Origin of the sequence: Oceaniovalibus sp. ACAM 378 (genome assembly GCF_008085915.1) — a bacterium.
Lineage (GTDB): Bacteria > Pseudomonadota > Alphaproteobacteria > Rhodobacterales > Rhodobacteraceae > Oceaniglobus.
Map to the genome: position 1 here is coordinate 93,601 of NZ_VSJK01000014.1, position 21,301 is coordinate 114,901.

At 60.6% G+C, this 21,301-nt stretch carries 24 protein-coding genes, 1 tRNA gene and 1 pseudogene; 15 read left to right on the forward strand and 11 right to left on the reverse strand.

Features of this window, described 5'->3' with window-relative positions; all coding sequences use genetic code 11:
• Position 1 precedes the first annotated feature (1 nt).
• From FQ320_RS18310 to FQ320_RS18325, 4 genes are read right to left on the reverse strand one after another with little or no spacing between them, the layout of a single operon-like run.
• On the reverse strand, positions 2-844 hold the full coding sequence (locus FQ320_RS18310) for an ABC transporter permease (RefSeq protein WP_148474786.1): 843 nt from the start codon (positions 842-844) through the stop codon (positions 2-4).
• Positions 841-1,791 carry an ABC transporter permease gene (locus FQ320_RS18315; protein ID WP_148474787.1) on the reverse strand — a complete coding sequence of 317 codons (951 nt, stop codon included), beginning with the start codon at positions 1,789-1,791 and terminating at the stop codon, positions 841-843. The genes FQ320_RS18310 and FQ320_RS18315 overlap by 4 nt, the downstream gene beginning before the upstream one ends.
• Before the next feature lie 24 nt (positions 1,792-1,815).
• Positions 1,816-3,372 carry an ABC transporter substrate-binding protein gene (locus FQ320_RS18320; protein WP_148474788.1) on the reverse strand — a complete coding sequence of 519 codons (1,557 nt, stop codon included), beginning with the start codon at positions 3,370-3,372 and terminating at the stop codon, positions 1,816-1,818.
• Entirely contained in the window at positions 3,369-4,625 is a 1,257-nt protein-coding gene (locus FQ320_RS18325) for a M20 family metallopeptidase (RefSeq protein WP_187393963.1), read from the reverse strand. The genes FQ320_RS18320 and FQ320_RS18325 overlap by 4 nt, the downstream gene beginning before the upstream one ends.
• 86 nt (positions 4,626-4,711) lie before the next feature.
• Here FQ320_RS18325 and FQ320_RS18330 point away from each other — a divergent pair, with 86 nt between their 5' ends.
• The 4 genes from FQ320_RS18330 to FQ320_RS18345 all read left to right on the forward strand — a co-directional run bounded on the left by FQ320_RS18330 (position 4,712) and on the right by FQ320_RS18345 (position 9,247).
• A complete protein-coding gene (locus FQ320_RS18330; RefSeq protein ID WP_148474790.1) occupies positions 4,712-5,497 on the forward strand; it encodes a GntR family transcriptional regulator in 786 nt (261 codons plus the stop codon).
• Positions 5,498-5,764: 267 nt separating this feature from the next.
• On the forward strand, positions 5,765-6,715 hold the full coding sequence (locus FQ320_RS18335; protein WP_148474791.1) for a TAXI family TRAP transporter solute-binding subunit: 951 nt from the start codon (positions 5,765-5,767) through the stop codon (positions 6,713-6,715).
• Positions 6,716-6,812: 97 nt separating this feature from the next.
• Positions 6,813-8,885 carry a TRAP transporter permease gene (locus FQ320_RS18340; protein ID WP_148474792.1) on the forward strand — a complete coding sequence of 691 codons (2,073 nt, stop codon included), beginning with the start codon at positions 6,813-6,815 and terminating at the stop codon, positions 8,883-8,885.
• Entirely contained in the window at positions 8,882-9,247 is a 366-nt protein-coding gene (locus tag FQ320_RS18345; protein ID WP_370513083.1) for a DUF1850 domain-containing protein, read from the forward strand. Before FQ320_RS18340 ends, FQ320_RS18345 begins: the two co-directional genes overlap by 4 nt.
• A gap of 2 nt (positions 9,248-9,249) precedes the next feature.
• On the opposite strand, the pseudogene FQ320_RS26895 reads toward FQ320_RS18345, so the two are convergent.
• Positions 9,250-9,411: pseudogene (locus FQ320_RS26895) on the reverse strand (IS5/IS1182 family transposase); the annotation flags it as partial.
• Between the two features lie 125 nt (positions 9,412-9,536).
• On the opposite strand from FQ320_RS26895, the gene FQ320_RS18350 reads away from it, so the two are divergent.
• On the forward strand, positions 9,537-10,010 hold the full coding sequence (locus FQ320_RS18350; protein WP_148474794.1) for a hypothetical protein: 474 nt from the start codon (positions 9,537-9,539) through the stop codon (positions 10,008-10,010).
• A 125-nt stretch (positions 10,011-10,135) separates the two neighbouring features.
• On the opposite strand, the gene FQ320_RS18355 is transcribed toward FQ320_RS18350, so the two are convergent.
• The 3 genes from FQ320_RS18355 to FQ320_RS18365 form a co-directional block, all read right to left on the reverse strand.
• On the reverse strand, positions 10,136-10,483 hold the full coding sequence (locus FQ320_RS18355) for a hypothetical protein (RefSeq protein WP_148474795.1): 348 nt from the start codon (positions 10,481-10,483) through the stop codon (positions 10,136-10,138).
• An 83-nt stretch (positions 10,484-10,566) separates the two neighbouring features.
• Positions 10,567-10,884 (reverse strand): HPF/RaiA family ribosome-associated protein, encoded by a 318-nt coding sequence (locus FQ320_RS18360; RefSeq protein WP_148474796.1) that lies wholly within the window; start codon positions 10,882-10,884, stop codon positions 10,567-10,569.
• A gap of 288 nt (positions 10,885-11,172) precedes the next feature.
• Positions 11,173-11,247, reverse strand: a tRNA-Thr gene (locus FQ320_RS18365).
• A gap of 161 nt (positions 11,248-11,408) precedes the next feature.
• On the opposite strand from FQ320_RS18365, the gene FQ320_RS25785 reads away from it, so the two are divergent.
• From FQ320_RS25785 to FQ320_RS18410, 10 genes are all read left to right on the forward strand, one after another.
• Positions 11,409-11,579 carry a hypothetical protein gene (locus FQ320_RS25785; RefSeq protein ID WP_187393964.1) on the forward strand — a complete coding sequence of 57 codons (171 nt, stop codon included), beginning with the start codon at positions 11,409-11,411 and terminating at the stop codon, positions 11,577-11,579.
• A gap of 12 nt (positions 11,580-11,591) precedes the next feature.
• Complete coding sequence (murA, locus tag FQ320_RS18370; RefSeq protein ID WP_148474797.1) at positions 11,592-12,857, forward strand: UDP-N-acetylglucosamine 1-carboxyvinyltransferase; 1,266 nt, start codon at positions 11,592-11,594, stop codon at positions 12,855-12,857.
• Positions 12,854-13,306 carry a DUF2948 family protein gene (locus FQ320_RS18375; RefSeq protein WP_148474798.1) on the forward strand — a complete coding sequence of 151 codons (453 nt, stop codon included), beginning with the start codon at positions 12,854-12,856 and terminating at the stop codon, positions 13,304-13,306. Before murA ends, FQ320_RS18375 begins: the two co-directional genes overlap by 4 nt.
• 79 nt (positions 13,307-13,385) lie before the next feature.
• Positions 13,386-14,693: a histidinol dehydrogenase gene (gene hisD, locus FQ320_RS18380; protein WP_148474799.1), complete on the forward strand. Its 1,308-nt coding sequence runs from the start codon at positions 13,386-13,388 to the stop codon at positions 14,691-14,693.
• Positions 14,694-14,843: 150 nt separating this feature from the next.
• Complete coding sequence (locus FQ320_RS18385) at positions 14,844-15,326, forward strand: UPF0262 family protein (RefSeq protein ID WP_148474800.1); 483 nt, start codon at positions 14,844-14,846, stop codon at positions 15,324-15,326.
• 1 nt (position 15,327) lies between these two features.
• Positions 15,328-15,780, forward strand: a complete 453-nt coding sequence (locus FQ320_RS18390) for a low molecular weight phosphatase family protein (RefSeq protein WP_148474801.1) — start codon at positions 15,328-15,330, stop codon at positions 15,778-15,780.
• A 244-nt stretch (positions 15,781-16,024) separates the two neighbouring features.
• Entirely contained in the window at positions 16,025-16,243 is a 219-nt protein-coding gene (gene infA, locus FQ320_RS18395; protein WP_099828246.1) for a translation initiation factor IF-1, read from the forward strand.
• The gene (locus FQ320_RS18400) at positions 16,244-16,813 is read left to right on the forward strand and encodes a nucleoside triphosphate pyrophosphatase (RefSeq protein WP_148474802.1); all 570 of its coding nucleotides are present in this window, start codon (positions 16,244-16,246) and stop codon (positions 16,811-16,813) included. It abuts the gene before it with no gap.
• Entirely contained in the window at positions 16,810-17,829 is a 1,020-nt protein-coding gene (locus tag FQ320_RS18405; RefSeq protein ID WP_148474803.1) for a ribonuclease E/G, read from the forward strand. Before FQ320_RS18400 ends, FQ320_RS18405 begins: the two co-directional genes overlap by 4 nt.
• Complete coding sequence (locus tag FQ320_RS18410; RefSeq protein ID WP_148474804.1) at positions 17,826-18,002, forward strand: DNA gyrase inhibitor YacG; 177 nt, start codon at positions 17,826-17,828, stop codon at positions 18,000-18,002. The genes FQ320_RS18405 and FQ320_RS18410 overlap by 4 nt, the downstream gene beginning before the upstream one ends.
• Before the next feature lie 54 nt (positions 18,003-18,056).
• Here the strand turns inward: FQ320_RS18410 and yihA are convergent, their stop codons facing one another.
• The 3 genes from yihA to yidC are packed head-to-tail and all read right to left on the reverse strand — an operon-like array spanning position 18,057 to position 21,279.
• Positions 18,057-18,704: a ribosome biogenesis GTP-binding protein YihA/YsxC gene (gene yihA / locus FQ320_RS18415; RefSeq protein ID WP_148474805.1), complete on the reverse strand. Its 648-nt coding sequence runs from the start codon at positions 18,702-18,704 to the stop codon at positions 18,057-18,059.
• Positions 18,701-19,444, reverse strand: coding sequence for an MOSC domain-containing protein (locus FQ320_RS18420; RefSeq protein ID WP_370513084.1), 744 nt, complete (start codon positions 19,442-19,444; stop codon positions 18,701-18,703). The genes yihA and FQ320_RS18420 overlap by 4 nt, the downstream gene beginning before the upstream one ends.
• Positions 19,441-21,279 carry a membrane protein insertase YidC gene (gene yidC, locus FQ320_RS18425; protein WP_148474807.1) on the reverse strand — a complete coding sequence of 613 codons (1,839 nt, stop codon included), beginning with the start codon at positions 21,277-21,279 and terminating at the stop codon, positions 19,441-19,443. The genes FQ320_RS18420 and yidC overlap by 4 nt, the downstream gene beginning before the upstream one ends.
• Positions 21,280-21,301: the final 22 nt, after the last annotated feature.

Genomic DNA, 21,301 nt, shown 5'->3' on the forward strand with positions numbered 1-21,301 from the left:
GTCAATGTCCTCCGGAACGGGGGTTGAGAACGTCGCGCAGCCCGTCCCCAAGCAGGTTGAACGTGACCGCGACCAGCGCGATCGCCGCACCCGGAACGATGATTGGCCAGGGCGACCGGAAAAGGTGGCTGCGCGCTTCGGCGATCATCAGCCCCCATTCGGGCGAGGGCGGTTGTGCGCCAAGCCCCAGAAATGACAGGGTCGCAAGGGTCATCACGGCGAAAGCAACGCGGATAGTCGCCTCGACAATGATCGGTGCGATGGTGTTGGGCAGGATCTCTGCCAGCACGATCCAGCTTGTCGGTTCTCCGCGCGCCCGAGCAGCAGAGACATAGTCGAGCGCCCGCACTTGCAGCGTGACCGACCGTGCAACACGTGCCATGCCGGGGGTCTGGGCGATGCCGATGGCGATCACCGCATTGATCGAGGACGACCCGAGAACGGCGATAATCATCAGGGCGAACAGAAGGCCGGGAATGGCCATTACCGCATCGTTGAGCCGCATGACCACTTCGTCAGCACCGCCTCCGAGATACCCCGAAAGCACGCCGATCAGAGCACCGGCCACCGTGCCGATCCCCGTAGCGAGAAGCGCGAGAAGGACTGTGGATCGCGCCCCCGACATGACCCGGCTCAGCAGATCGCGGCCATACCAATCAGTTCCAAGCGGAAATTCGAGCGAAGGCGCGGCAAAGCGAGCGCCATAATTGAAGGATTCCGGGTCCGCCGGAGCCAAGACCGGCCCAAGAACAACGAGCGCCAGCAACAAGAGGAACAGCACCAGTCCCAAAGCACCCTGAGGGTTGCGCATGAGCGCACCCAGAATGGCGAAAAGCTTTCTCATTCGAACTGGATCCTTTTGTCGAGCGCGGCATAAGCGAGGTCGGCAAGCAGATTGGCGACCGCATAGGTCATCGCCATGACCAACGCGCCGGCCTGCAGCATCGGAAGGTCGCGGTTCTGGATCGCAAGGATCAGCTGGCGGCCGAGCCCGGGAAACGAGAACACCTCTTCGACGACGATAACGCCGCCGATCAGGTAACCGACATCCAGCGCGATCACCGTGATTGCGGGCAAGAGCGAGTTTCGCAGGGCGTGATTGACGATCACCCGCCGACGGCTGAGCCCCCGCAGACGAGCGGCCCGCACGAAATCGCTGCCAAGCGTATCGACCATCTCGGAGCGGACCATCCGGCTGATATGGGCCGTCAGTATGATGGTAAGTGTGATCACCGGCAAAGCGATGTGGTGCAGCGCATCCAGCGGATCGACAAGGAAGGATATATAACCAGACGCTGGGAAAAGCCCGACTGACGGCCCTGCGAGCCACACCAGCAACAGGGTCGCCAGAACGAATTCAGGCAGCGAGACTCCCAGATAACTGACGAAGGATACGGCAAGATCGGTGGCGCGCCCGCGCCGCAGCGCCGCCACGGCACCCAGTGGGATGCTGATCAGAACCACAAGGCCAAGTGAGAAACCGGCCAGCAGGGCGGAACGCCCGAACGCTTCCATGATCACCGGAGCAACCGGCTGACTTGTGCGCAGCGACGTTCCAAAATCACCCGTCAGGGCACCGGAAAGCCAGTGCCAGTATTGCACCACTGCCGGTTCATCCAGCCCAAGCCGCGCGTTGAGCACGGCCAAGGCCTCCTCGGTCGCATATTCGCCCAGGATCATCTGGGCCGCATTGGCGGGAAGAACCTGTGTGACGCCGAACACGATCATCGAGACGACAATTGCCGTCAGGACCAAGTAGAACAGTCTCCGGATCAAGAATGTGACCGACATTGCTGGTTTCCCCCGCCGTTTGCTTCAGCGCGCCGGAGCGCCTTCACCGAGCGAAACCATGTGAAGCCCGTAATTTGAGCCACGCGGGTGCTGTTTGTATCCCTCGACATAATCCGCCTGGGCACCCAGCAGATCGAAGAAACAGGGGATCAGTGCCGGCACTTCGTCACGCATCATGGCCTGGGCATCGGCATAGAGTTCTGCGCGTTTTGAATCATCGATGGTGCGGTCGGCTGTTTCGATCAGCGCGTCGAATTCCGGATTGTTCCAGCGCGTTTCGTTCCAGGATGCCCCGGACGTGAACAAAAGGTTAAAGATCGCGCCCTCTGTCGGTTGCATATTGTAGAAACCCACATAAAAGCTGCCCTTCTTCCAGACCTGATCCAGATAGGAAGAGTGGTCCATCGTCTTGACCGAGATGTCGAATCCCGCCGGGCGGGCCATTTCACGCAAAACGACGGCCATGGCGCTGCGGTAGTCGGGCTTTGCCGAGGCAACGAGTTCGAGCGACAACCCATCGGGATACCCGGCTTCAGCCAAAAGCGCCTTGGCCCCTTCGGGATCATAGGATTTATAGGGTGCGCCGGAATAGAAGCGATAGGCTTCATTCAAGGGTGAATCGTTGCCCGGCGTACCGTATCCTTCGGCCACCAGTTCGACCATCGCTTCGCGGTCGACAGACATGGCCAGCGCGGCGCGCACTCTCGGATCGTTGAACGGTTCGACCGTGCAATCCATAACCACGTCAAGGAACCGGCCGGACGGGGTTCTTAACCCGGTGATTCCACTGGCGTCTGCGATGCGCGCAAAGTCGGTCGGCTGCACTTCCAGCAACATGTCGATCTCGCCCGCCAGCATGGCGGCTCCCGCGCCGGCGGCATCGGGGAAAGTGATGATTTCGACCCGGTCGAGCAGCGGTTGCCCGTCAAGGAAGTAATCCGGGTTCTTTTCGACCACCGCCCGCTGATCGGCTGAGAATTCGACCATGCGGAAGGGCCCGGATCCGAGCGGCGTCTGAGCAAGGCTTTCGAAATCGCCCTCTGCGATGGCGGCCGGAATGACTTTGGCCGTCGGATAACAGAGCGAAACGGGCAGATCGGCATAGGGAGATTCGGTGCGGAAGATCACAGCAAAATCGCCGTCTGCCGTTACCTCGGCAATCGGGCCAAGGTTGCGGCTGCCCGGTGCGGCCGTTTCGGGATCAAGCAGTTTCTTGAACGATGCGACGACATCCGCGGATGTGACCGGTTCGCCATTCGAGAAAGTCGCGTTTTCGCGCAGTATGAAACGCCATTCGGTCGCGTCATCATTGGCGCTCCATTCGGTTGCCAGATCGGGCTGGGCCGACATGTCCAAGCCAAGAGTCGTGAGGCCGGAGTAGAGCATTTCGGCGAGCATGTATTCAGAGTTGAGCCGCGTCAGCATCGGATTGAGCACGACAGGTGTGATGTTGAGCCCGACCCGAAGCGTCCCGCCCGCCATCTGGGCGTGGGCGATTTTGGGTGAAAAGCCCAGTGCCAGCGCACCCGAGGCGGCGCCGGTCAGAAGCAGATGGCGGCGTGATACGTTGAATTTGGTCATTTTGCAGTCTCCTCAGTTGGGGTTGTGCCGCTCGTTCCTGTGGCGGCCGGTTTATCGAAGCTTTCAGGCGCGAAACCGGCGGAGAGGAACAGTTCGACCGCTCGCGACAGCTCGTTCAGGTCGGACAGGGTCGTGTGTTCGTCCGGACCGTGAACATTGCGTTCTGGCCTTGCGAGACCGCCAAGCAACATGTGACGTTGTCCGGCCTTCTGGACCCAGCCAAAATCCGAAGACGTTCCAGATCCGTAGCGGATGAAATCGTTTGGGGTCAGTCCAAAGGCTTTGGCGCGCGCGGCGGTCCAACGGTCTGTCGCAGGTCCATCGGGATTGCCGACAGGGGGAAGGTGGCCGATGGTTTCCAGTGTCCAGATGCCATCGTCGAGCACCCCGGCGATGGCGGATTGTATTTCGCGTTCGGCAGCTTCGGCCGTTTCGTCGGGCGTGTATCGCCGGTTGATGACGATGTCGCACTGTCCCGGTATCGCCGATCCGCCAGACCCGGCGTGAATCGCGGTCAGCGTCAGTTTTGCGTGGATGGGACCGTCACTCCAGGGCGGCGGCGGCATGTTGGCGACGCGTGTTTTGACCTGTTGCGCAAGGGTTCTTAACGCCTCGATTGCGGGCAGGGCAAGGTCGATCGCGTTGATTCCGCGTTCCGGTTCGCCGGAATGGGCACTTTTTCCTTGGATGCGAAGTTGAAAGTTCAGAGATCCCATGCAGCCCGCCCAAATGCGTGGTTCGGCAGGTCCGTTCAGATTCAGCAGGACGTCCGGCAGGGTGCGGGTCTCAGCCAGATATCGGATTCCGGGATGGCGCCCGCCTTCTTCGTCGGTGCAGAACGCAAGGACCGGCCGAAAGGCCAGGGGTTTGCCGCGCAGCTGAAGCAGGGCGTCGCAAACGGCGACGATCGTCCCCTTCATATCGGCGGTTCCGCGCCCGAACACCTTTTCCCCGTCCAGGGTCACATCCAGGGGTGGATGCGTCCAGCCGTCACCGATCGCGGCGGTGTCGGTGTGGAAGTAGATCAGTGCCTCGGGAAGGTTCGGGCCGCCCATGTCGGGCCGAAGGATCAGGTTGATCCGCTCACCCCGCAGCCCGGCTGCTGACCACAGATCTTCCGGTACGACGACCCGCTCCGAGCTGCACTCGAGCGGTGCAAAGATCTCTTCGACGAGATCGCATAGCGCACCGTAGTTCTCGCCGGGTGGCAGCGACGTATCGCAGGCTACGAGCCGGGTAAGTTCACGCAACATTGTGCGCGATCTCGTTTCTATTTCAGAATCATCTTTCATTACTATATAGAAAAGAGAAATGTGTAAGATGGCAAGTAGAAAGTATTATGGACGCGAATTCTCCACCCCTGGACAGCCAGCGAACGACCCTTGAACTTGGCGGCGCGGTCAAGGCCACGACCCTGCACGAGCAGGTCAAGGAACGGATCATGAAACGGATCGTTCTGGGCGATTGGACGGAGGGTCATGTTATGCCCGCCGAAGCAGAACTTGCCCGGCTGCTGGACGTGTCCAGCGGCACCATCCGGCGGGCAATGCAGGATCTGGTCGCGCAAGGCGTTGTTACGCGGCGGCGGCGCACGGGTACGATTGTCACCGGGCGCACACCGCATCATACTCTGGCCCGGTATTATCGTTACTACCGGCTCCATACGACGGCGGGTGTGTTGATCACCACGACAACGAGAGTCGTCGAAGCGATCCACAGAGCCGCCACGCAGGCAGAGGCCGAAAGCTTGCGATGTAACGCCGGTGAACCGGTCTGCGCGATGGTGCGGGTACGCGAGGTCGAAGGCAGGCCGGTGATGATCGACCGCGTGGTGATCCCGCTTGCCATTGCGCCCGATCTACCGGATGAGCCGGGCAAAGCCCCGACGCATCTTTACACGTGGCTGCTGCAAGCCCACCGTGTTCGCCTGTCTGCCGTGCGTGAAGCAGTGACCGCCCGGCTGGCAACGGCACAGGATTGTGCGTTGTTGATGCTCGATCCGGACACGCCGCATGCTCTTCTCGATATCGACGAAACCGGGTTCGACCAGCTCAACAATCCGATCTGCCTGATGCGGCACGCGGCACTGACCAGCGATTTTCACTATGTGAACGAGATCCGCTAGCTGACGTTGCCCCGGGCCGGGAGATCAGGTGGCGGAACCGATGCAGCTTGTGGGATAGGGCGGGGGCGGCGGCCTTTCAGGTGCGGGATGCCCGGATGAAACGGCGAAAGACCGCCTTTTGCGGGCGTATTCCCAACCGAGATTTCCCAATGCGTGCTCTTGATATTCAGGGGGGAATGCTCAAGCATGTTTTACCTGCTTGGCGCTTCGCGTTGCTCGGGCACAGGCAATCCCCGCAAGGGAAGCCGACATTCAAGGGAGAACCAAATGAACAAGTTTGTTACATCCGCAGCCGGCGCATTCGCCTTAGCGGTCAGCCTGACCGGCGCGGCCAAAGCGCAGGATTTCATCAACGTGCTGACCGGGGGAACATCGGGGGTTTACTATCCTCTGGGGGCCGGACTGGCCAATATCTATGGTGAAAAGATCGACGGCGTACGCACTCAGGTGCAATCCACCAAGGCCAGCGTTGAAAACATGAACCTGATTCAGGATGGGCGCGGCGAAATCGCCTTTGCGCTTGGCGATACAGTTGCCGCCGCCTGGGCCGGCGACGAGGAAGCAGGCTTTCCGACCAAGCTGGACCAGCTGCGCGGGATTGCGGCGATCTATCCGAACTACATCCAGATCGTCGCGTCGAAAGAATCAGGCATTACCGATTTCGCAGGGCTTAAAGGCGCCAGCCTGTCGGTCGGCGCCCCTGCTTCGGGGACCGAGCTGAACGCCCGCGCAATCTTTGGCGCGATGGACATGTCCTATGAGGATCTGGGCAAAACCGAATATCTGCCATTCGCTGAATCGGTCGAGCTGATCAAGAACCGCCAGCTTGACGCGACACTGCAATCGGCTGGGCTTGGCGTGTCCTCGATCCGCGATCTTGCGTCGTCATTGCCGATCACCGTGGTCGCCGTTCCAGCCCAAGTGGCGGAAAATCTGGGCGCGCCCTATATCGCGGCCTCGATCCCGGCGGGCACCTATGACGGTCAGGACGCTGACGTGCCGACCGTGGCGATCTCGAACTATCTTGTCACCAACGCAGGCGTCAGCGACGATATCGCCTATGCGATGACCAAGGAGCTGTTTGAAAACCTCGACACCCTGGCAGCATCGCATCAGGCGGCCAAGCTGATCAAGCTGGAGAATGCGCTGGACGGCATGCCGATCCCGCTGCATCCCGGAGCCGAGCGTTACTATCGCGAGAAGGGCATTTTGAAGTGAGCCCAACGGGGCCGCGCTTGCCGCTTGTGGCGGCGCGGCCCCGCCTCTGGTTTTTGACGAACGGGCTTTTGAACAATGGATTTTCGGGGAAACAACCATGAGTAATCCAGCAACCCCGCCGCTTCCGGCCGAGGGTCACGGCGTCAGCTTTCCAACAGGGAACATCGGGCGAATCCTGTTCTGGACCGCCGTGGTGTTTTCGCTTTTCCAGATCGGCACGGCATCCCACGTGATTGATCTTCCCAGCCAGATCGTCCGGGCGTTCCACGTCGGTTTTCTGACCTTTCTGACCTTTCCACTGGTCGCCTATGCCCGGTACGACGGGGCGTCGCTCCGTGCGCTGGCCTGGACGTTTGCCGCCGCAGGGGTTGCTGTGGCGCTTTACCAGTGGTGGGAATACAAGCCGCTGATCCTGCGGGCCGGTCGGCCGCTGGACATTGATATTGTCTTTGGTGTGATCTCGCTCATTGTGGTATTCGCGGCGGCCTGGGCGATCATGGGGATTGCCCTGCCGATCATCGCGGGCGGTTTTCTGGCCTATTGCCTGATCGGAGAGTACCTTCCTTCGCCGTTCAATCACCGTGGATACGGCTTTGGCCAGGTGATCGATCACATGACCTTTGGGACCGAAGGTATCTACGGCATTCCGGTCTATGTCTCGTCCACCTATATCTTTCTTTTCATCCTCTTCGGGTCGTTTCTGGAACGCGCCGGGATGATCCGGCTGTTCACCGATGTGGCGATGGGCCTTTTTGGGCATCGTCAGGGCGGGGCTGCCAAGGTCGCCGTCGTATCGTCGGGCCTGATGGGCACGATTTCGGGGTCAGGCGTCGCCAATGTGGTGACGACCGGACAGTTCACAATTCCGCTGATGAAACGCTTTGGCTATCGCCCCGCCTTCGCAGGCGGAGTCGAGGCAACGGCGTCGATGGGCGGGCAACTCATGCCGCCTGTGATGGGGGCCGTTGCCTTCATCATGGCCGAAACGCTGGATGTTCAATATATCGAAATCGTACGCGCAGCGCTTATTCCTGCGATCCTTTATTTCCTGTCGGCTTTCTGGATCGTCCATCTGGAGGCCGGGCGGCACGGCTTGCGCGGTCTGTCCCGCGAAGAACTGCCCTCGGCAATGGACGCGATCCGCAAGAACTGGATGCTTCTGGTCCCGCTCGGTGTGTTGGTCTATCTGCTTTTCGGCGGTTATACTCCGCTGTTTGCGGGCACCATCGGTCTGGGCCTGACCATCTTGCTGATCCTCGGCGGTTCTGCAGTTCTGAACCTTCCTGAAGGCATCTTCCGTATCATCTTCTGGGTTGCTCTTGGCCTCGTCGCGGCGGGATTTCTGCAATGGGGGACGAATGTGATTTTCGCCGCCATCGCGGTGCTGATCGCGGTGTCTGCCGTGACCCGCGGCGGGCGCGATACGCTGGCGCTGTGTCGCGACAGTCTGGGAGAAGGGGCCAAGACCGCGTTGCCGGTGGGCGTCGCCTGCGCGCTGGTTGGCGTGATCATCGGCACCATGACCCTGACGGGGGCTGCCAACACCTTTGGACAGTTCATTGTGACCGTCGGCCAGTCCAGCCTGTTCCTGTCGCTGATCCTGACGATGCTGACCTGTATCCTGCTGGGGATGGGGATACCGACAATCCCCAACTATATCATCACCTCGACCATCGCCGGGCCGGCGCTGCTGGCACTTGGCGTGCCGCTGATCGTCAGCCACATGTTTGTTTTCTACTTTGGCATCCTTGCCGATCTCACACCGCCCGTGGCGCTGGCCTGTTTTGCAGCGGCCCCCATCGCCAAGGAAAGCGGGCTGAAAATTTCGATGGAGGCCATCAAGGTGGCGGCGGCGGGTTTCATCATTCCGTTCATGGCCGTTTATACGCCTGCCCTGATGCTGCAGGATGGCGGACCGCTGGCAGAAGCGATCGGATATTGGCCCGCCGTAGTCTATGTGGTGTTGAAGACGGTCGTGTCGATCGGCCTGTGGGGCATTGCAGTGATCGGCTGGCTGGGACGCCCTCTGGGCTGGCCGCTGCGAGCGTTGGCGATGGTCGCGGCCTTCACGCTGGTCGCAGCACTGCCCCTGACGGATGAGGTGGGATTTGCCCTGACCGCCCTGTTTGTGGGCTGCGTATGGATGGGGCGGCGGAAGGTCACTGCGTGAGCTGTCTTGCGGTCGGGGCGGCGGTTCTGATGCTGACCACGCCGGACTTCCAGCTCAGCTGGACCCATTCGGTCGAACGTGTCGAATGGCAGGAAGACTGGCGCATCCACGACCACGCGCTTTCCCTGACGGCGGCGCGGGTTCGCGGGTCCGGCGCAGGGATGGAGCCGGGCGAAAACGCGCGGTTCAGGGATGGCTGGTGGGAGTGGCCGGGAGATCTGCGGGTGCCCGCGCTGATCCTTGCAGCATCCGGTGCCACCGGCGCGGGCTGGACGCTCTGCGCGAACGGTGAGTGTCTTGATCTCGGCGCGCAATCAGGCGAACCCATCGTTCTGAAACCCTGCGAGGGCGACACCCAATAGCCTTCGGCGGTGCCCCGGCGGGGGTATCCACTCCCGTTTCGTCAGATGCGCGTCTCAGGCATACCGATGCCGGCAGGGCTTCGTTGCGCGCGATGGCGCCCCCGTGTGGCTGGCTTCCCGGGGCGGGCGTTTCTGCGTGGTGGGATGACGGTATGGGCGCTTCCCGGTCGATCCCGAGTTGGATCTTACGCCAGACGCGCCACTTGGAGCTGCCCATTGCCCGGCAATCGAAACGCAGTTTTGATGAGATGAACCTTGCGCGGGAGTGGTGCAACACAGCCCGTGGAGTGTGAAAACCCTCGAGAAATCAAATCTTTCCGCAGCGGTGCTGATCGACGGCACCCCGGCGCGGGGTGTCACGACGGCGTGTTGCGTGTTACCCGTCAATCTTACAGGCAAAAAGGATAATTTTATAATGACGACACCAGAATGGGTAAAACCCGGAGTATGGGGCGCTATCGGTGGCGCGATCGCTGCAATGGTCATCGGCTTCGCTTGGGGCGGCTGGGTGACGGGCGGAACAGCTGGAGAGATGGAAACGGCAAGCGCGGAGACGGCTATCGTCCAGGCATTTACGCCACTTTGTGTTGCCAGGGCAGAGCTGCAGCCGGAAATGCTTCCGGCCCTGAAGAAGGAAAGCAGCTATAAGCGCGACGACTTTGTCATCGAGGCCGGCTGGGTTGATAATGTGAGCGAAAAGTACCGTGACGAGGTCGCAGACGCGTGCGCTTCGATAGTGGTGGAAGGCATGAAGGCGGGATGAACGGCTAAGAGGTTCGCCCGCGCGGACATATTTATGGGCAGGCTGCACACAGCTGCCTGCCTGTCCCGCTCTCACTCGGCAATGTCGCTGCAAAGCCGCCGTCCCATGCAGAAGCCGCCGAGACGTTAGGTTTCAGGGGTCTGCTGGTGCGCCATCCGCAGCCATTTCCCGTCATCCTGAAGATATGAGGACGTACAGAGGGCCTTGTAGATCGGTATATCATCGCGCTCTGCGGCGACGTGATAGGCCAGAACAGCAACATTTTTCTCTTTATTGAAGCTGCGCATCGTAAAGACGACAGACCGCCATCGCTGTGCGACAATACTCTCGCGCCAAAGCGAGTCTCCCTGAAGGATTCCAACGGGATACGGCAAAACGAAAACAGCACCTTTCGCGGACATATTCCGCGCACTTTCAGCACCTCCCGTCCAGAACTGTTCTTCCAGAGCCCATAGATCTTTTTCGTCTGACATACTCTGTGATCTTTCATTTAGAGGTATCTTGTCTTCTGGCGATGGAGCCGGATCGCTACCAAACGAAATCATTGCCGGGTATCTCAATGGCGATCCGATAGTTTTCCCAGAGCGCTTTCCAGTGAGCTTTTCATTTTTCGCGCCGCGCCTTTCGTGGCCTGCTCCAACGTCAATGCCGCATGTTTCACGACCGTGGGCTGGTGACCTTTGAGTCTTGCTTCCAGCATGCAGTGCTTTTCCTCGGGGCCGGTTGTACCGGTGCTGGGATCACTGAGATGCACTTCAATTCTGGTGATATGGCCGTCGAGATGGGCCAGCTCCTGCTGAACCAAATCCGTGATAAGGTTCGTGAGGGTTTCACTCCCATCAATGGTGTTGTCCGTACTCACTTCGATGTGCATGCTGATACCCTTCGAAAATGTAAGGGAGACTTGAGGCTGCGTTGATTGTATGCCGACGGGCGACGTTGTGCAATGTTCTGGACAAAGTGCCTTGCCAAGCTGCTTTTCGTGGGGCCGCATCGCGCACGACATGAACCGCACCGAGATTTCTCGTGTCCATAAATTGAAAATTTGTTGAATGGTCTGTGTCAGTTATGCCCTGGCAAGGAATGTTCCTGCCATGCTCTGACCAATGCCCGGCGACCTAAAGCGTCGCCATTCGCAACTATTTGAGCTTATGTGGGAAAATGGTGCTGTGAGAGAGGATTGAACTCTCGACCTCACCCTTACCAAGGGTGTGCTCTACCACTGAGCTACCACAGCCATATCCGTGGCGGGTCAATAGACGCTGGAACCGAGGCGTGCAAGCGGATTTCTGCGGTCGACTGGGCAAATTTGCTTATGCTTGTATCATCGGCTGACCATACCCCCGTCCTGCAAAGTGCAATCTGGACCCCGCCGCCCGCCTGCGTTAGGGAAACGCCATGGCACGGACACCCGATAACGACCGGCCCCGCACCCCCGCTTCGGCGCGCGAGGATCGGCTGAAGGCGGCGTTGAAGGCCAATCTGGCCCGGCGCAAGGCACAGGCGCGCGCGCGCAACGAAACCGAAACGAACAAGGCGCCGAAGACGCGCCCGGATACCGAGGATTGAAAGGGCAGGCCGATGGATTCCATTCTGGTAACGGGCGGCAGAGAGCTGCATGGGGAAATTCCGATCGCGGGGGCCAAGAATGCCTGCCTGACCCTGATGCCCGCGACATTGCTGAGCGAAGAACCGCTGACGCTGACCAATGCGCCGCGCCTGTCTGATATCGCGACGATGACCTCTCTGCTGCGTTCGCTCGGGGCCGAGGTGCAGGCGTTGCAGGGCGGTCAGGTGTTGGCGATGTCGTCGCACGATCTGACCAGCCAGCGCGCCGATTATGACATCGTACGCAAGATGCGCGCCTCGATCCTTGTGCTCGGGCCGCTTTTGGCGCGGTTCGGTCATGCCGAGGTTTCGTTGCCGGGCGGTTGTGCCATTGGCGCGCGGCCCGTCGATCTGCATCTCAGAGGGCTTGAGGCGCTCGGGGCCGAGCTGGAACTGCGCGAAGGCTATGTGCATGCCAAGGCCCCCGGCGGATTGCGGGGCGGGGTGGTCGATTTCCCGCTGGTGTCTGTGGGGGCTACGGAAAACGTGCTGATGGCGGCGACGCTGGCCAAGGGCACGACGGTTATCAACAATGCGGCGCGCGAACCTGAAATCGTCGATCTGGCCAAGTGCCTGCGCCGCATGGGCGCACAGATCGAAGGTGAAGGAACCGGCACCATCACCGTTCAGGGGGTCGATACGCTGCACGGTGCGACGCATCCTGTTGTCACCGACCGGATCGAGTTGGGCACCTATATGCTGGCGCCGGCGTTCTGCGGCGGCGAAGTCGAATGTATCGGCGGGCGGATCGATCTGGTGGGTGCGTTCTGTGAAAAACTGGATGCGGCAGGAATCATGGTCGAAGAAACGCCACGCGGGTTGAAGGTTGCCCGCAAGAATGGGCGGATCAGGGCCGTGGACGTGACCACCGCGCCTTTCCCCGGCTTTCCGACCGATCTTCAGGCACAGATGATGGCGCTGCTTTGCACGGCCGAGGGCACTTCGGTGCTGGAAGAGCGGATTTTCGAAAACCGCTTTATGCATGCCCCCGAATTGATGCGGATGGGCGCCCAGATCGATGTACACGGTGGAACTGCCACGGTCACCGGGGTCGAGCGGCTGAAGGGCGCGCAGGTGATGGCGACCGATCTGCGTGCTTCGGTGTCGCTGATCCTTGCAGGACTGGCGGCCGAGGGTGAAACGGTGGTCAGCCGGGTGTATCATCTGGACCGCGGATATGAGCGGGTCGAGGAAAAGTTGGGCGCATGTGGCGCGCTGATCGAAAGGATAAGTGCATGACTGAAGATGCCCGATTCGAAGACGGTGCCGCCCGGCCTTTGCAGCTGAGCGCGATCAGCGCCGAGGATCTCGCGATTCTGTCGTCGCTGGTACAGGACGCGGTGTTCCCGGCCAACGAAATGACGTTTAAAAAGCCGGCGCGCCGTTTTGCCATGCTTATCAACCGTTTCCGCTGGGAGGAGAAAACGACTCCGCCCGAACGTGTACAGGCGGTTCTGTCGTTCGAGAATGTCACCGGGGTGCAGACCAGCGGTGTCACCCGAGGCGACAGCGATACCGTGCTGTCGCTGCTTTCGGTCACGCTTGAAGATGACGGCGACCGGGTTATCCTGACCCTGGCCGGTGACGGAGCGATCGCGCTGGATTGTTCGGCGTTGGAAGTTTCGTTGCGCGACGTTACCCAACCTTATCGGGCGGTTTCTGGCAAGGCGCCGCACCACCCAGACTGAGCGGCCAATTGCGCCGCCAATCTGACCGGGTTGAGCCTTTGGCGCCCCGGCGCTATGGCAAGGCTGCAAGGAGAGCGTGATGCCACAGATCCTGTCCACCGACGACCTCGACTTTGAATCCCGGTTTGCCGCGCTTTTGTCGATGAAGCGCGAAGACAGCCCCGATGTGGATACCGTAGTGGCCGAGATCATCGCTGATGTCCGCGCCCGGGGCGATGCCGCTGTGCTGGCGCTGACCGCGCGGTTCGACAGGCTGGAGCTGACGCCCGAAACAATGGCATTTTCGCCCGATGAAATCGACGCCGCCTGCGACAAGGTGACGGCCGCGGATCGCGCAGCGCTGGAACTGGCTGCAGCGCGTATCGGTGATTATCACAAGCGTCAGATGCCAAAGAACGAAAGCTGGACCGATGAGGCGGGCGCGACACTGGGCTGGCGTTGGGGGCCGGTCTCGGCGGCGGGGCTATATGTGCCGGGCGGGCTGGCGTCCTATCCATCGTCGGTGCTGATGAATGCGATTCCGGCCCGTGTGGCAGGGGTGGAGCGGCTGGTGATGACGGCTCCGACGCCCGGGGGGGTCTGCAATCCGCTGGTCCTGATGGCCGCACGGCTGGCCGGGATCGACACGGTGTATCGCATAGGCGGGGCGCAGGCGATTGCGGCGTTGGCCTATGGCACCGAAACCGTGCGCCCGGTGGACAAGATCACTGGCCCCGGCAACGCTTATGTGGCGGCGGCGAAGCGTCGGGTGTTCGGCAAGGTCGGGATCGACATGATTGCCGGACCGTCGGAAATTCTGGTGATCGCGGATGCGGACAACGACCCCGACTGGATCGCGCTGGATCTGCTGTCTCAGGCGGAACATGACGAATCTGCACAATCAATTCTGATCACCACGGATGCCGATTTTGCCACGGCAGTCATTGATGCCGTGGAGGCCCGGTTGCAGACGCTAGAGCGGCGCACCATCGCCGGTGCAAGCTGGCGTGATTTCGGCGCGGTGATCACCGTTCGCGATCTGGGCGAGGCTGCGTCATTGGCGGATCTGATTGCGCCCGAGCACCTGGAACTCTGCGTTGATAACCCCGAGTCGCTGGCCGCCAATATATCCCACGCGGGCGCAATTTTCCTTGGCAGATGGACGCCTGAGGCCATCGGCGACTATGTCGGCGGACCGAACCACGTTTTGCCCACCGCCCGGTCGGCGCGGTTTTCATCGGGGCTGTCGGTGTTGGATTTCCTGAAACGCACGACAATCGCCAAGATGACGCCTGCCGCGCTGAAATCCATCGGCCCGGCGGCCGAGCGTCTGGCCAAGTCAGAAAGTCTGGAGGCACATGGTCTGTCCGTGCGCGCCCGTCTTGATCGGTTGAATATCGAGCGTTGATTGGGTTCGGTCCGACCGTTCCCAGCTGCGGCCCCGTTAATCCTGGTGGCGCAAATCCGACGCTGTGTCGGGTTTCTGGGCTGAACCCACCGCCCCGGATTGTGCCGCGCCGCGGGCTGGGATAACCCGGTTGCGACCGAGGGTATCCACATGAGCCACATAGCACATATCGAACTGGACGACGCGGGCCTGCCTGCACCCACGCCTGAGGTGGAACAGGAACGCCGGATCGCGCTGTTCGATCTGATGGAGCAGAACACATTTTCCCTGACCGCCCGGGATGATCGCGCCGCACCGCCGCCCGGGCCTTTCCGGTTGTGCCTGTCGATCCGTGAACAGCGGTTGGTCTTCGATGTCACCACGGAAACTGCTGATAAAGCGGCCGAATTTCAACTGTCGCTGTCGCCTTTTCGGCAGGTGGTCAAGGACTACTCCCAGATCTGCGAAAGCTATTTCGATGCGGTGAAGCGTCTGCCGCCCAGCCAGATTGAAACCATCGACATGGCCCGGCGCGGCATCCACATGGAGGGCGCGCGGGTGGTGCAGGAGCGACTTGAGGGTAAGGCCGAGGTTGATATCGACACCGCCCGCCGCCTGTTTACGTTGGTCTGCGTCCTGCATTTCGGCGGCTGAGATGGCGGGGCTGCCGCAATCCGTCCTGTTTTGCTGTGATCACAATGCCGTTCGTTCGCCGATGGCCGAAGGGTTGATGAAGAAATTCTACGGCACGCTCTGCTATGTTCAGTCGGCAGGCGTGAAGGCCGAAATGGAGATGGACGGATTTTCCATCGCCGTCTGTCGTGAACTGGGGGTCGAGCTGGAACGCCACCGGGTCCGCAGTTTCGACGAAATGGAACAATGGGGCGACGACCTGTCAGGTTTCGATCTGGTTGTGGCGCTGTCGCCCGCGTCGCAACGCCGTGCGCTGGATCTTACGCGCGTGTTTCACCTCGATGTCGAATACTGGCCGATCCTCGATCCCACCGGACTCGGCCAGTTGCGCGAGGACAGGCTGCGTTCCTACCGCGAAGCGCGCGATCAGATCCGGGCGCGCATCCTTGCCAGATTCGGCGCGCCGCAGACGTAAAGCTTTTGCCTGCGACTCACATTCAGTAACTTGGCCAATGCTCACCTTGCCATTGTAACGCGAATCGCTGACACTTGGACAAAGCAGAGCCTGCTGGACCCAGAATATTGCGCGGATCCTGATCATTTATCTGATCCGGTGGCTCAAAGCCGTGGCCCAGTGCGATCATGCCTTGAAAACCCCGCCAATCAGGCCCATCTAGAGGCATCCGCAATTCTCGCGGAGGGTACATAGTGGAGTGAACATGGCCAAGGAAGAACTGCTCGAATTCCCCGGTGTCGTGAAGGAACTCCTGCCGAATGCGACATTCAAGGTCGAGCTGGAAAACGGCCATGAAATCATCGCGCATACGGCAGGCAAGATGCGTAAAAACCGCATCCGGGTTCTCGCGGGCGACAAAGTGCAAGTCGAGATGACACCATATGATCTGACCAAGGGCCGGATCAATTACCGATTCAAGTAAGTGCGGCTGATTCTCGGCTCCGCCTCGCCGCGGCGACGCGAGCTGTTGGCGCAGCTTGGGCTGGTGCCCGATGAGATTCGTGCGCCCGACATTGATGAAACCCCCGAAAAGGGTGAACTGCCGCGCCCGTACTGCATCCGTATGGCGCGCGAAAAGGCTGCGGCTGTGCCGCTCGCCGGAGGTGAGGTGCTGTTGTGCGCCGATACCACCGTGGCGCTCGGTCGGCGCATTCTGGGCAAACCGGAAAATGCCGGGCAGGCCGCAGAGTTTTTGCACCTTCTTTCCGGGCGTCGGCACCGGGTTGTCACTGCGGTTGCGGTGCGGACCGGTGACCGGGTGTGGCAGCGTGACGTGGTGACAACGGTCAAGATGAAACAACTGAGTGATGTCGAAGTGAACGGATATCTGGCGACGAATGACTGGCAGGGCAAGGCGGGCGGATATGCCATTCAGGGTCCGGCGGGCGCGTTCATTCCTTGGATTCAAGGGTCGTTTACCGGGGTTGTCGGCTTGCCTGTCGCCGAGACCGCCTCGCTTTTGACCGCTGCTGGAATAAAGGTCTGGTCATGAAGGGTTCATCGGTCGTTCTTGATCGGATCGGTGACCGTCTGGCCGCCGCCATGGTGATCGACGGCGTGCTGCACGATCTGCTGATCGAACCATCCGAGGCCCGCCCCGTTCCCGGCGCAATCTATCGCGCTGTGGTCGATCGTCCGATGAAAGGGCAGGGTGGCGCAATAGTCCGCATGCCCGATGGCCGCGGATATCTGCGCGGCGCCAAGGGCTTGGCACCCGGGACAGTTATGTTGGTGCAGGTCACAGGATATGCCGAGGACGGTAAGGCCGTGCCGGTCACTGACCGCGTGTTGTTCAAAAGCCGTTATGCCATCGTCACGCCCGGTGCGCCCGGGATCAATATCTCGCGGACCATCCGTGAAGAGGACCGGCGCGAACAGCTGCTGCTTCTGGCGCATGAAACGGTTGACGATGGGACGGGTCTGATCCTGCGCTCGGCCTGCGCCACCGGCTCGGACGAAGCGATCGCCGAGGATGTCCGTGCAATGTGCGATCTTGCGTCGGCGATCATGGCCGAGGTTTCGGGGCCGCCCGAACTGTTGGTTGAGGGCCCCGACCCGCACACATTGGCCTGGCGCGAATGGCCGGAGCCCGATTCGATTTCGACGCAGGACGGCGGCTTTGCGGCGCAGGGAATCGATGCGATGATCGCCGCGCTGGCCCGTCCCGGTGTGGCGATTGGCGAGGGACGCATGTTCATTGAACCGACCCGCGCATTGGTGGCAGTGGACGTGAACACGGGGGCCGACACATCCCTGTCGGCGGGGCTGAAGGCGAACATCGCCATGGCCCGTGCGCTGCCCGCCCAACTGCGCTGCCGGGGGCTGGGCGGTCAGATCGTGTTGGACCTGGCCCCAATGGCCAAGAAGGAAAGGCGCGGGTTCGAGCAGGTGCTTCGTGCCGCTTTCCGCGCCGACAGTATCGACACCGTTCTTGCAGGCTGGACTCCGCTGGGCCTGTTTGAACTGCAACGCAGGCGCGACCGCCTGCCGCTGGAGGCTTTGCCATGACCTGCCCGATCTGTGAGGGTGAGACCGACCGGAAATACCGCCCGTTCTGCTCGCGCCGCTGTGCCGATGTCGATCTTGGGAAATGGCTGACCGGAAGCTATGCGATTCCGGTCGACGATCCCGAGGATATGCCCGAAGAGGCTGATTTCGTCACGCCGGAAAAACCGCATTAGCGCGTGGTGCGTTCAATTGAATTCATGCATGAATCTGGTAAAACACAACACGCTCTAATCCAGAGTGGCGATGAGTCCGCGTAGGGTGTCGATGCCGTCGCCCTTGTCTGACGACGTCAGCACAATCTCGGGATACGCCGCCGGATGCCGGGCCAATGCGGCGCGGGTCCGGTTCATTGCGATGTCCAGATCGGCGCGAGACGGCTTATCGATCTTGGTCATTACCGCCTGAAAGGTCACTGCGGACTGGTCCAGCAGGGTCATGATCTCTTCATCGACCGATTTTGCCCCGTGGCGGCTGTCGATCAGCAGAAACACCCGCCGCAGGGTCGCACGCCCCGAAAGATATGATTTCATCAGCCGTTGCCATTTCTGCACCACGGGAATGGGCGCATTGGCAAATCCGTATCCGGGCAGGTCGACCAGATAATTCGTTTCGCCGGATGCGAAAAAGTTGATTTCTTGCGTCCGGCCGGGCGTGTTCGATGCGCGGGCAAGTGCCTTGCGCCCGGTCAGCGCATTGATCAACGACGATTTTCCGACATTCGATCGGCCGGCAAAACAGACCTCGGGTCGGTCGGCGGGGGGCAAGCCGTCCATCGCGACGACGCCTTTGACGAAGGTGGTGTCACCCGCGAACATCAAACGTCCCGCCTCGCGCGCAGCGTCGTCGATCTCGGTGATGGAAAAGGGCAGGGTCATAGCAGTGTCACCGTGTCTCCGGGGCGAATCGTGCCGCCTGTGATGACTGCGCCCAACACTCCGAAATCCCTGTGACCGAAGCCATCCAGTTCACTCAGAATATCAGCATCACGCTGTCCGGTTTCCGGGTTGGCAGCGGTGGCAAGGCAGCGGGTGATCGGTTGGCGAATATCCAGAACCACCTCGCCGATCTGCAGTTGTCTACCGATCCAGTCGAATTCTTCCCATGGCGCAGTGCCCTCGATCCACAGGTTGCCACGCCAGCGGGCATGAGAAAGGGCGCGACCGATTCGTCCTTCAACAGCGCCGTGCGAGGCGAAGGCATTGATCGAAACCGAGGGAAAATCGCTGTCAGTCATGCCGCGACCCGGACTCCTGACAATTCGGGCTGATGCAGCCCGGTCAGCGGGCATCAGCGGGCGGACCCAATCCAGAAAAGAGTCGACGTCAGAGTCTGGATCGAAAGTCAGGTCGGGACGGTCGGGATGAACCAGAGTGACGGTGTTCGCGGACGGGTCGCTTGCCGCCGTGATCGCCATCAGTCCGGGCGCCTTGGCCGCCCGCGAAAAATTCGCGCAGGGCGCCCAGGTTTCGCCGTCCGCTTTGGATGCCTCATGGGCGACGGCCCAGCGGCGATCCCATGGCAGGGTCTCACCGGCCGCCAGTGTGGCATGCTCCACCCGTTCGCGCCCATGGGCCTTGATCGGGTGGCGCCATATTTCAGCCAGTCGGGCCATCACTTTTTAACCGGATTCTTCTTGGCCGGAGTCTTGTCGGTATTGGCGGATTTCGGAGTCCGCTTGAAGCCGCCTTTGATGTTGCCAAACACATCAGGCTTGTAACCCTGGCTGCGCATGATCGCGTATTGCTGCAGGAATGTGATCGTGTTGTTCGTGATCCAGTACAGCACGAGCCCTGATGCAAACGTACCCAGCATGAACATGAACACCCACGGCATCCAGGCAAAGATCATCTTTTGCGTCGGATCGGTTGGGGCCGGATTCAGCTTTTGCTGCAGCCACATCGAAATACCCAGAAGGATCGGCAGTACACCCAGCGAAAGGATGAAAAAGATCGAACCGGGTTCGGGGGTGGCCCATGGCATCAGGCCAAAAAGGTTCAGAACGCTGCTGGGGTCAGGCGCAGAAAGATCGCGAATCCAGCCAATCCAGGGCGTATGGCGCAGCTCGATCGTGACGAAGATCACCTTGTAAAGCGAGAAGAAGATCGGAATTTGCAGCAGGATCGGCAGGCAACCCGAGGCAGGGTTCACCTTGTTTTTCTTGTAGAGCTCCATCATGCCCTGCTGCATCTTCTGACGGTCGTCGCCCGAGCGCTCTTTCAGGGCCTCCATCTCGGGCTGAAGTTCCTTCATCCGCGCCATCGAGACATAGGATTTATAGGCAAGCGGCAAAAGCAGCGCTTTGAGGAAGAAGGTCAGCGCGATAATTGACCAGCCCATGTTGCCGATCAGCGCATTCAGCCAGTGCAGCACGAAGAAGATCGGCTTGGTCAGGAAGAAGAACCAGCCCCAATCGATCGAATCGAGGAAACCGGCGATACCGCCTTCGTTTTGATAGCTGCGGATCGTCGACCATTCCTTGGCGCCGGCAAAAACCTGCATCGTGGTGCTGCCGGTGCTGCCCGGTGCGACGTCAATCGCAGCCAGACGGGCCTCAGTCATATAAGTGTTGGCGGCGGCATTGTACTTGGCGACCGAGGTGAATGCGCTGCCCGGCGCGGGGATCAGCGACGTCATCCAGTATTTGTCGGTGAATCCCAGCCAACCGTTGTCGGCCACCGCGATCACATCGGCATTTGCGCCCCATCGGTCGTCCGTGGCCTGCTCGGGCATGTCGTCATAGTCGATTTCCTGAAGGTTTCCATCGGACATCCGCACGACGCCTTCGTGCAAGATGAAAAAGCTTGCCAGATTCGGCGGCGCGCCGACGCGGGAAATCGTCCCGTAGGGTGCCAGTCGGACGGCATCGGTGGTCGTGTTCTCAACCGTTTGATCAACGGTGAACATGAACTTCTCGTCTACCGCGACGTCCCGACGGAAAATCAGGCCGTTGCCGTTGTCCCATGTCAGTTGAATTGGCGTGCCGGGGGTCAGCGTGGTGCCGCCGGTCTGTTCCCAGACCGTATTCGCGCCTGGAACATCGGCGAAACCCAGCGCGCCGCCGGGTGCCCAGCCGAAAACGGCATAGTACGGATGCGATGCGTCGGGGGGATTCAGCAGATTGACCAGCGGCGCGTCCGCGGCCAGGGTTTCGCGATAGGTTTTCAGTGCCAGTTGATCGATCCGGCCACCTTGCAGGGACAGGGTGCCCGTCAAACTGGAGGATTCAATGGCGATTCGCGGCGCATCGATCGTGGCAATTGACGCATCCGGCGTCGTTGTTGCCGGTGATCCGTCCACAGGAGGAGCCGTCGGTGCGAGCGTCGTTTGCTCAGCCGTTGATGGCACAGGATCGGTGACCTGCTGCTCGGGGGGGAAGAGTACGAACCAGATCAGAATTACGAGAAAGCTGAGCCCCGTCGCCAGAATCAGGTTTTTGTTTTGATTGTCCATGCCTGCCTACCGGTTGCGGATA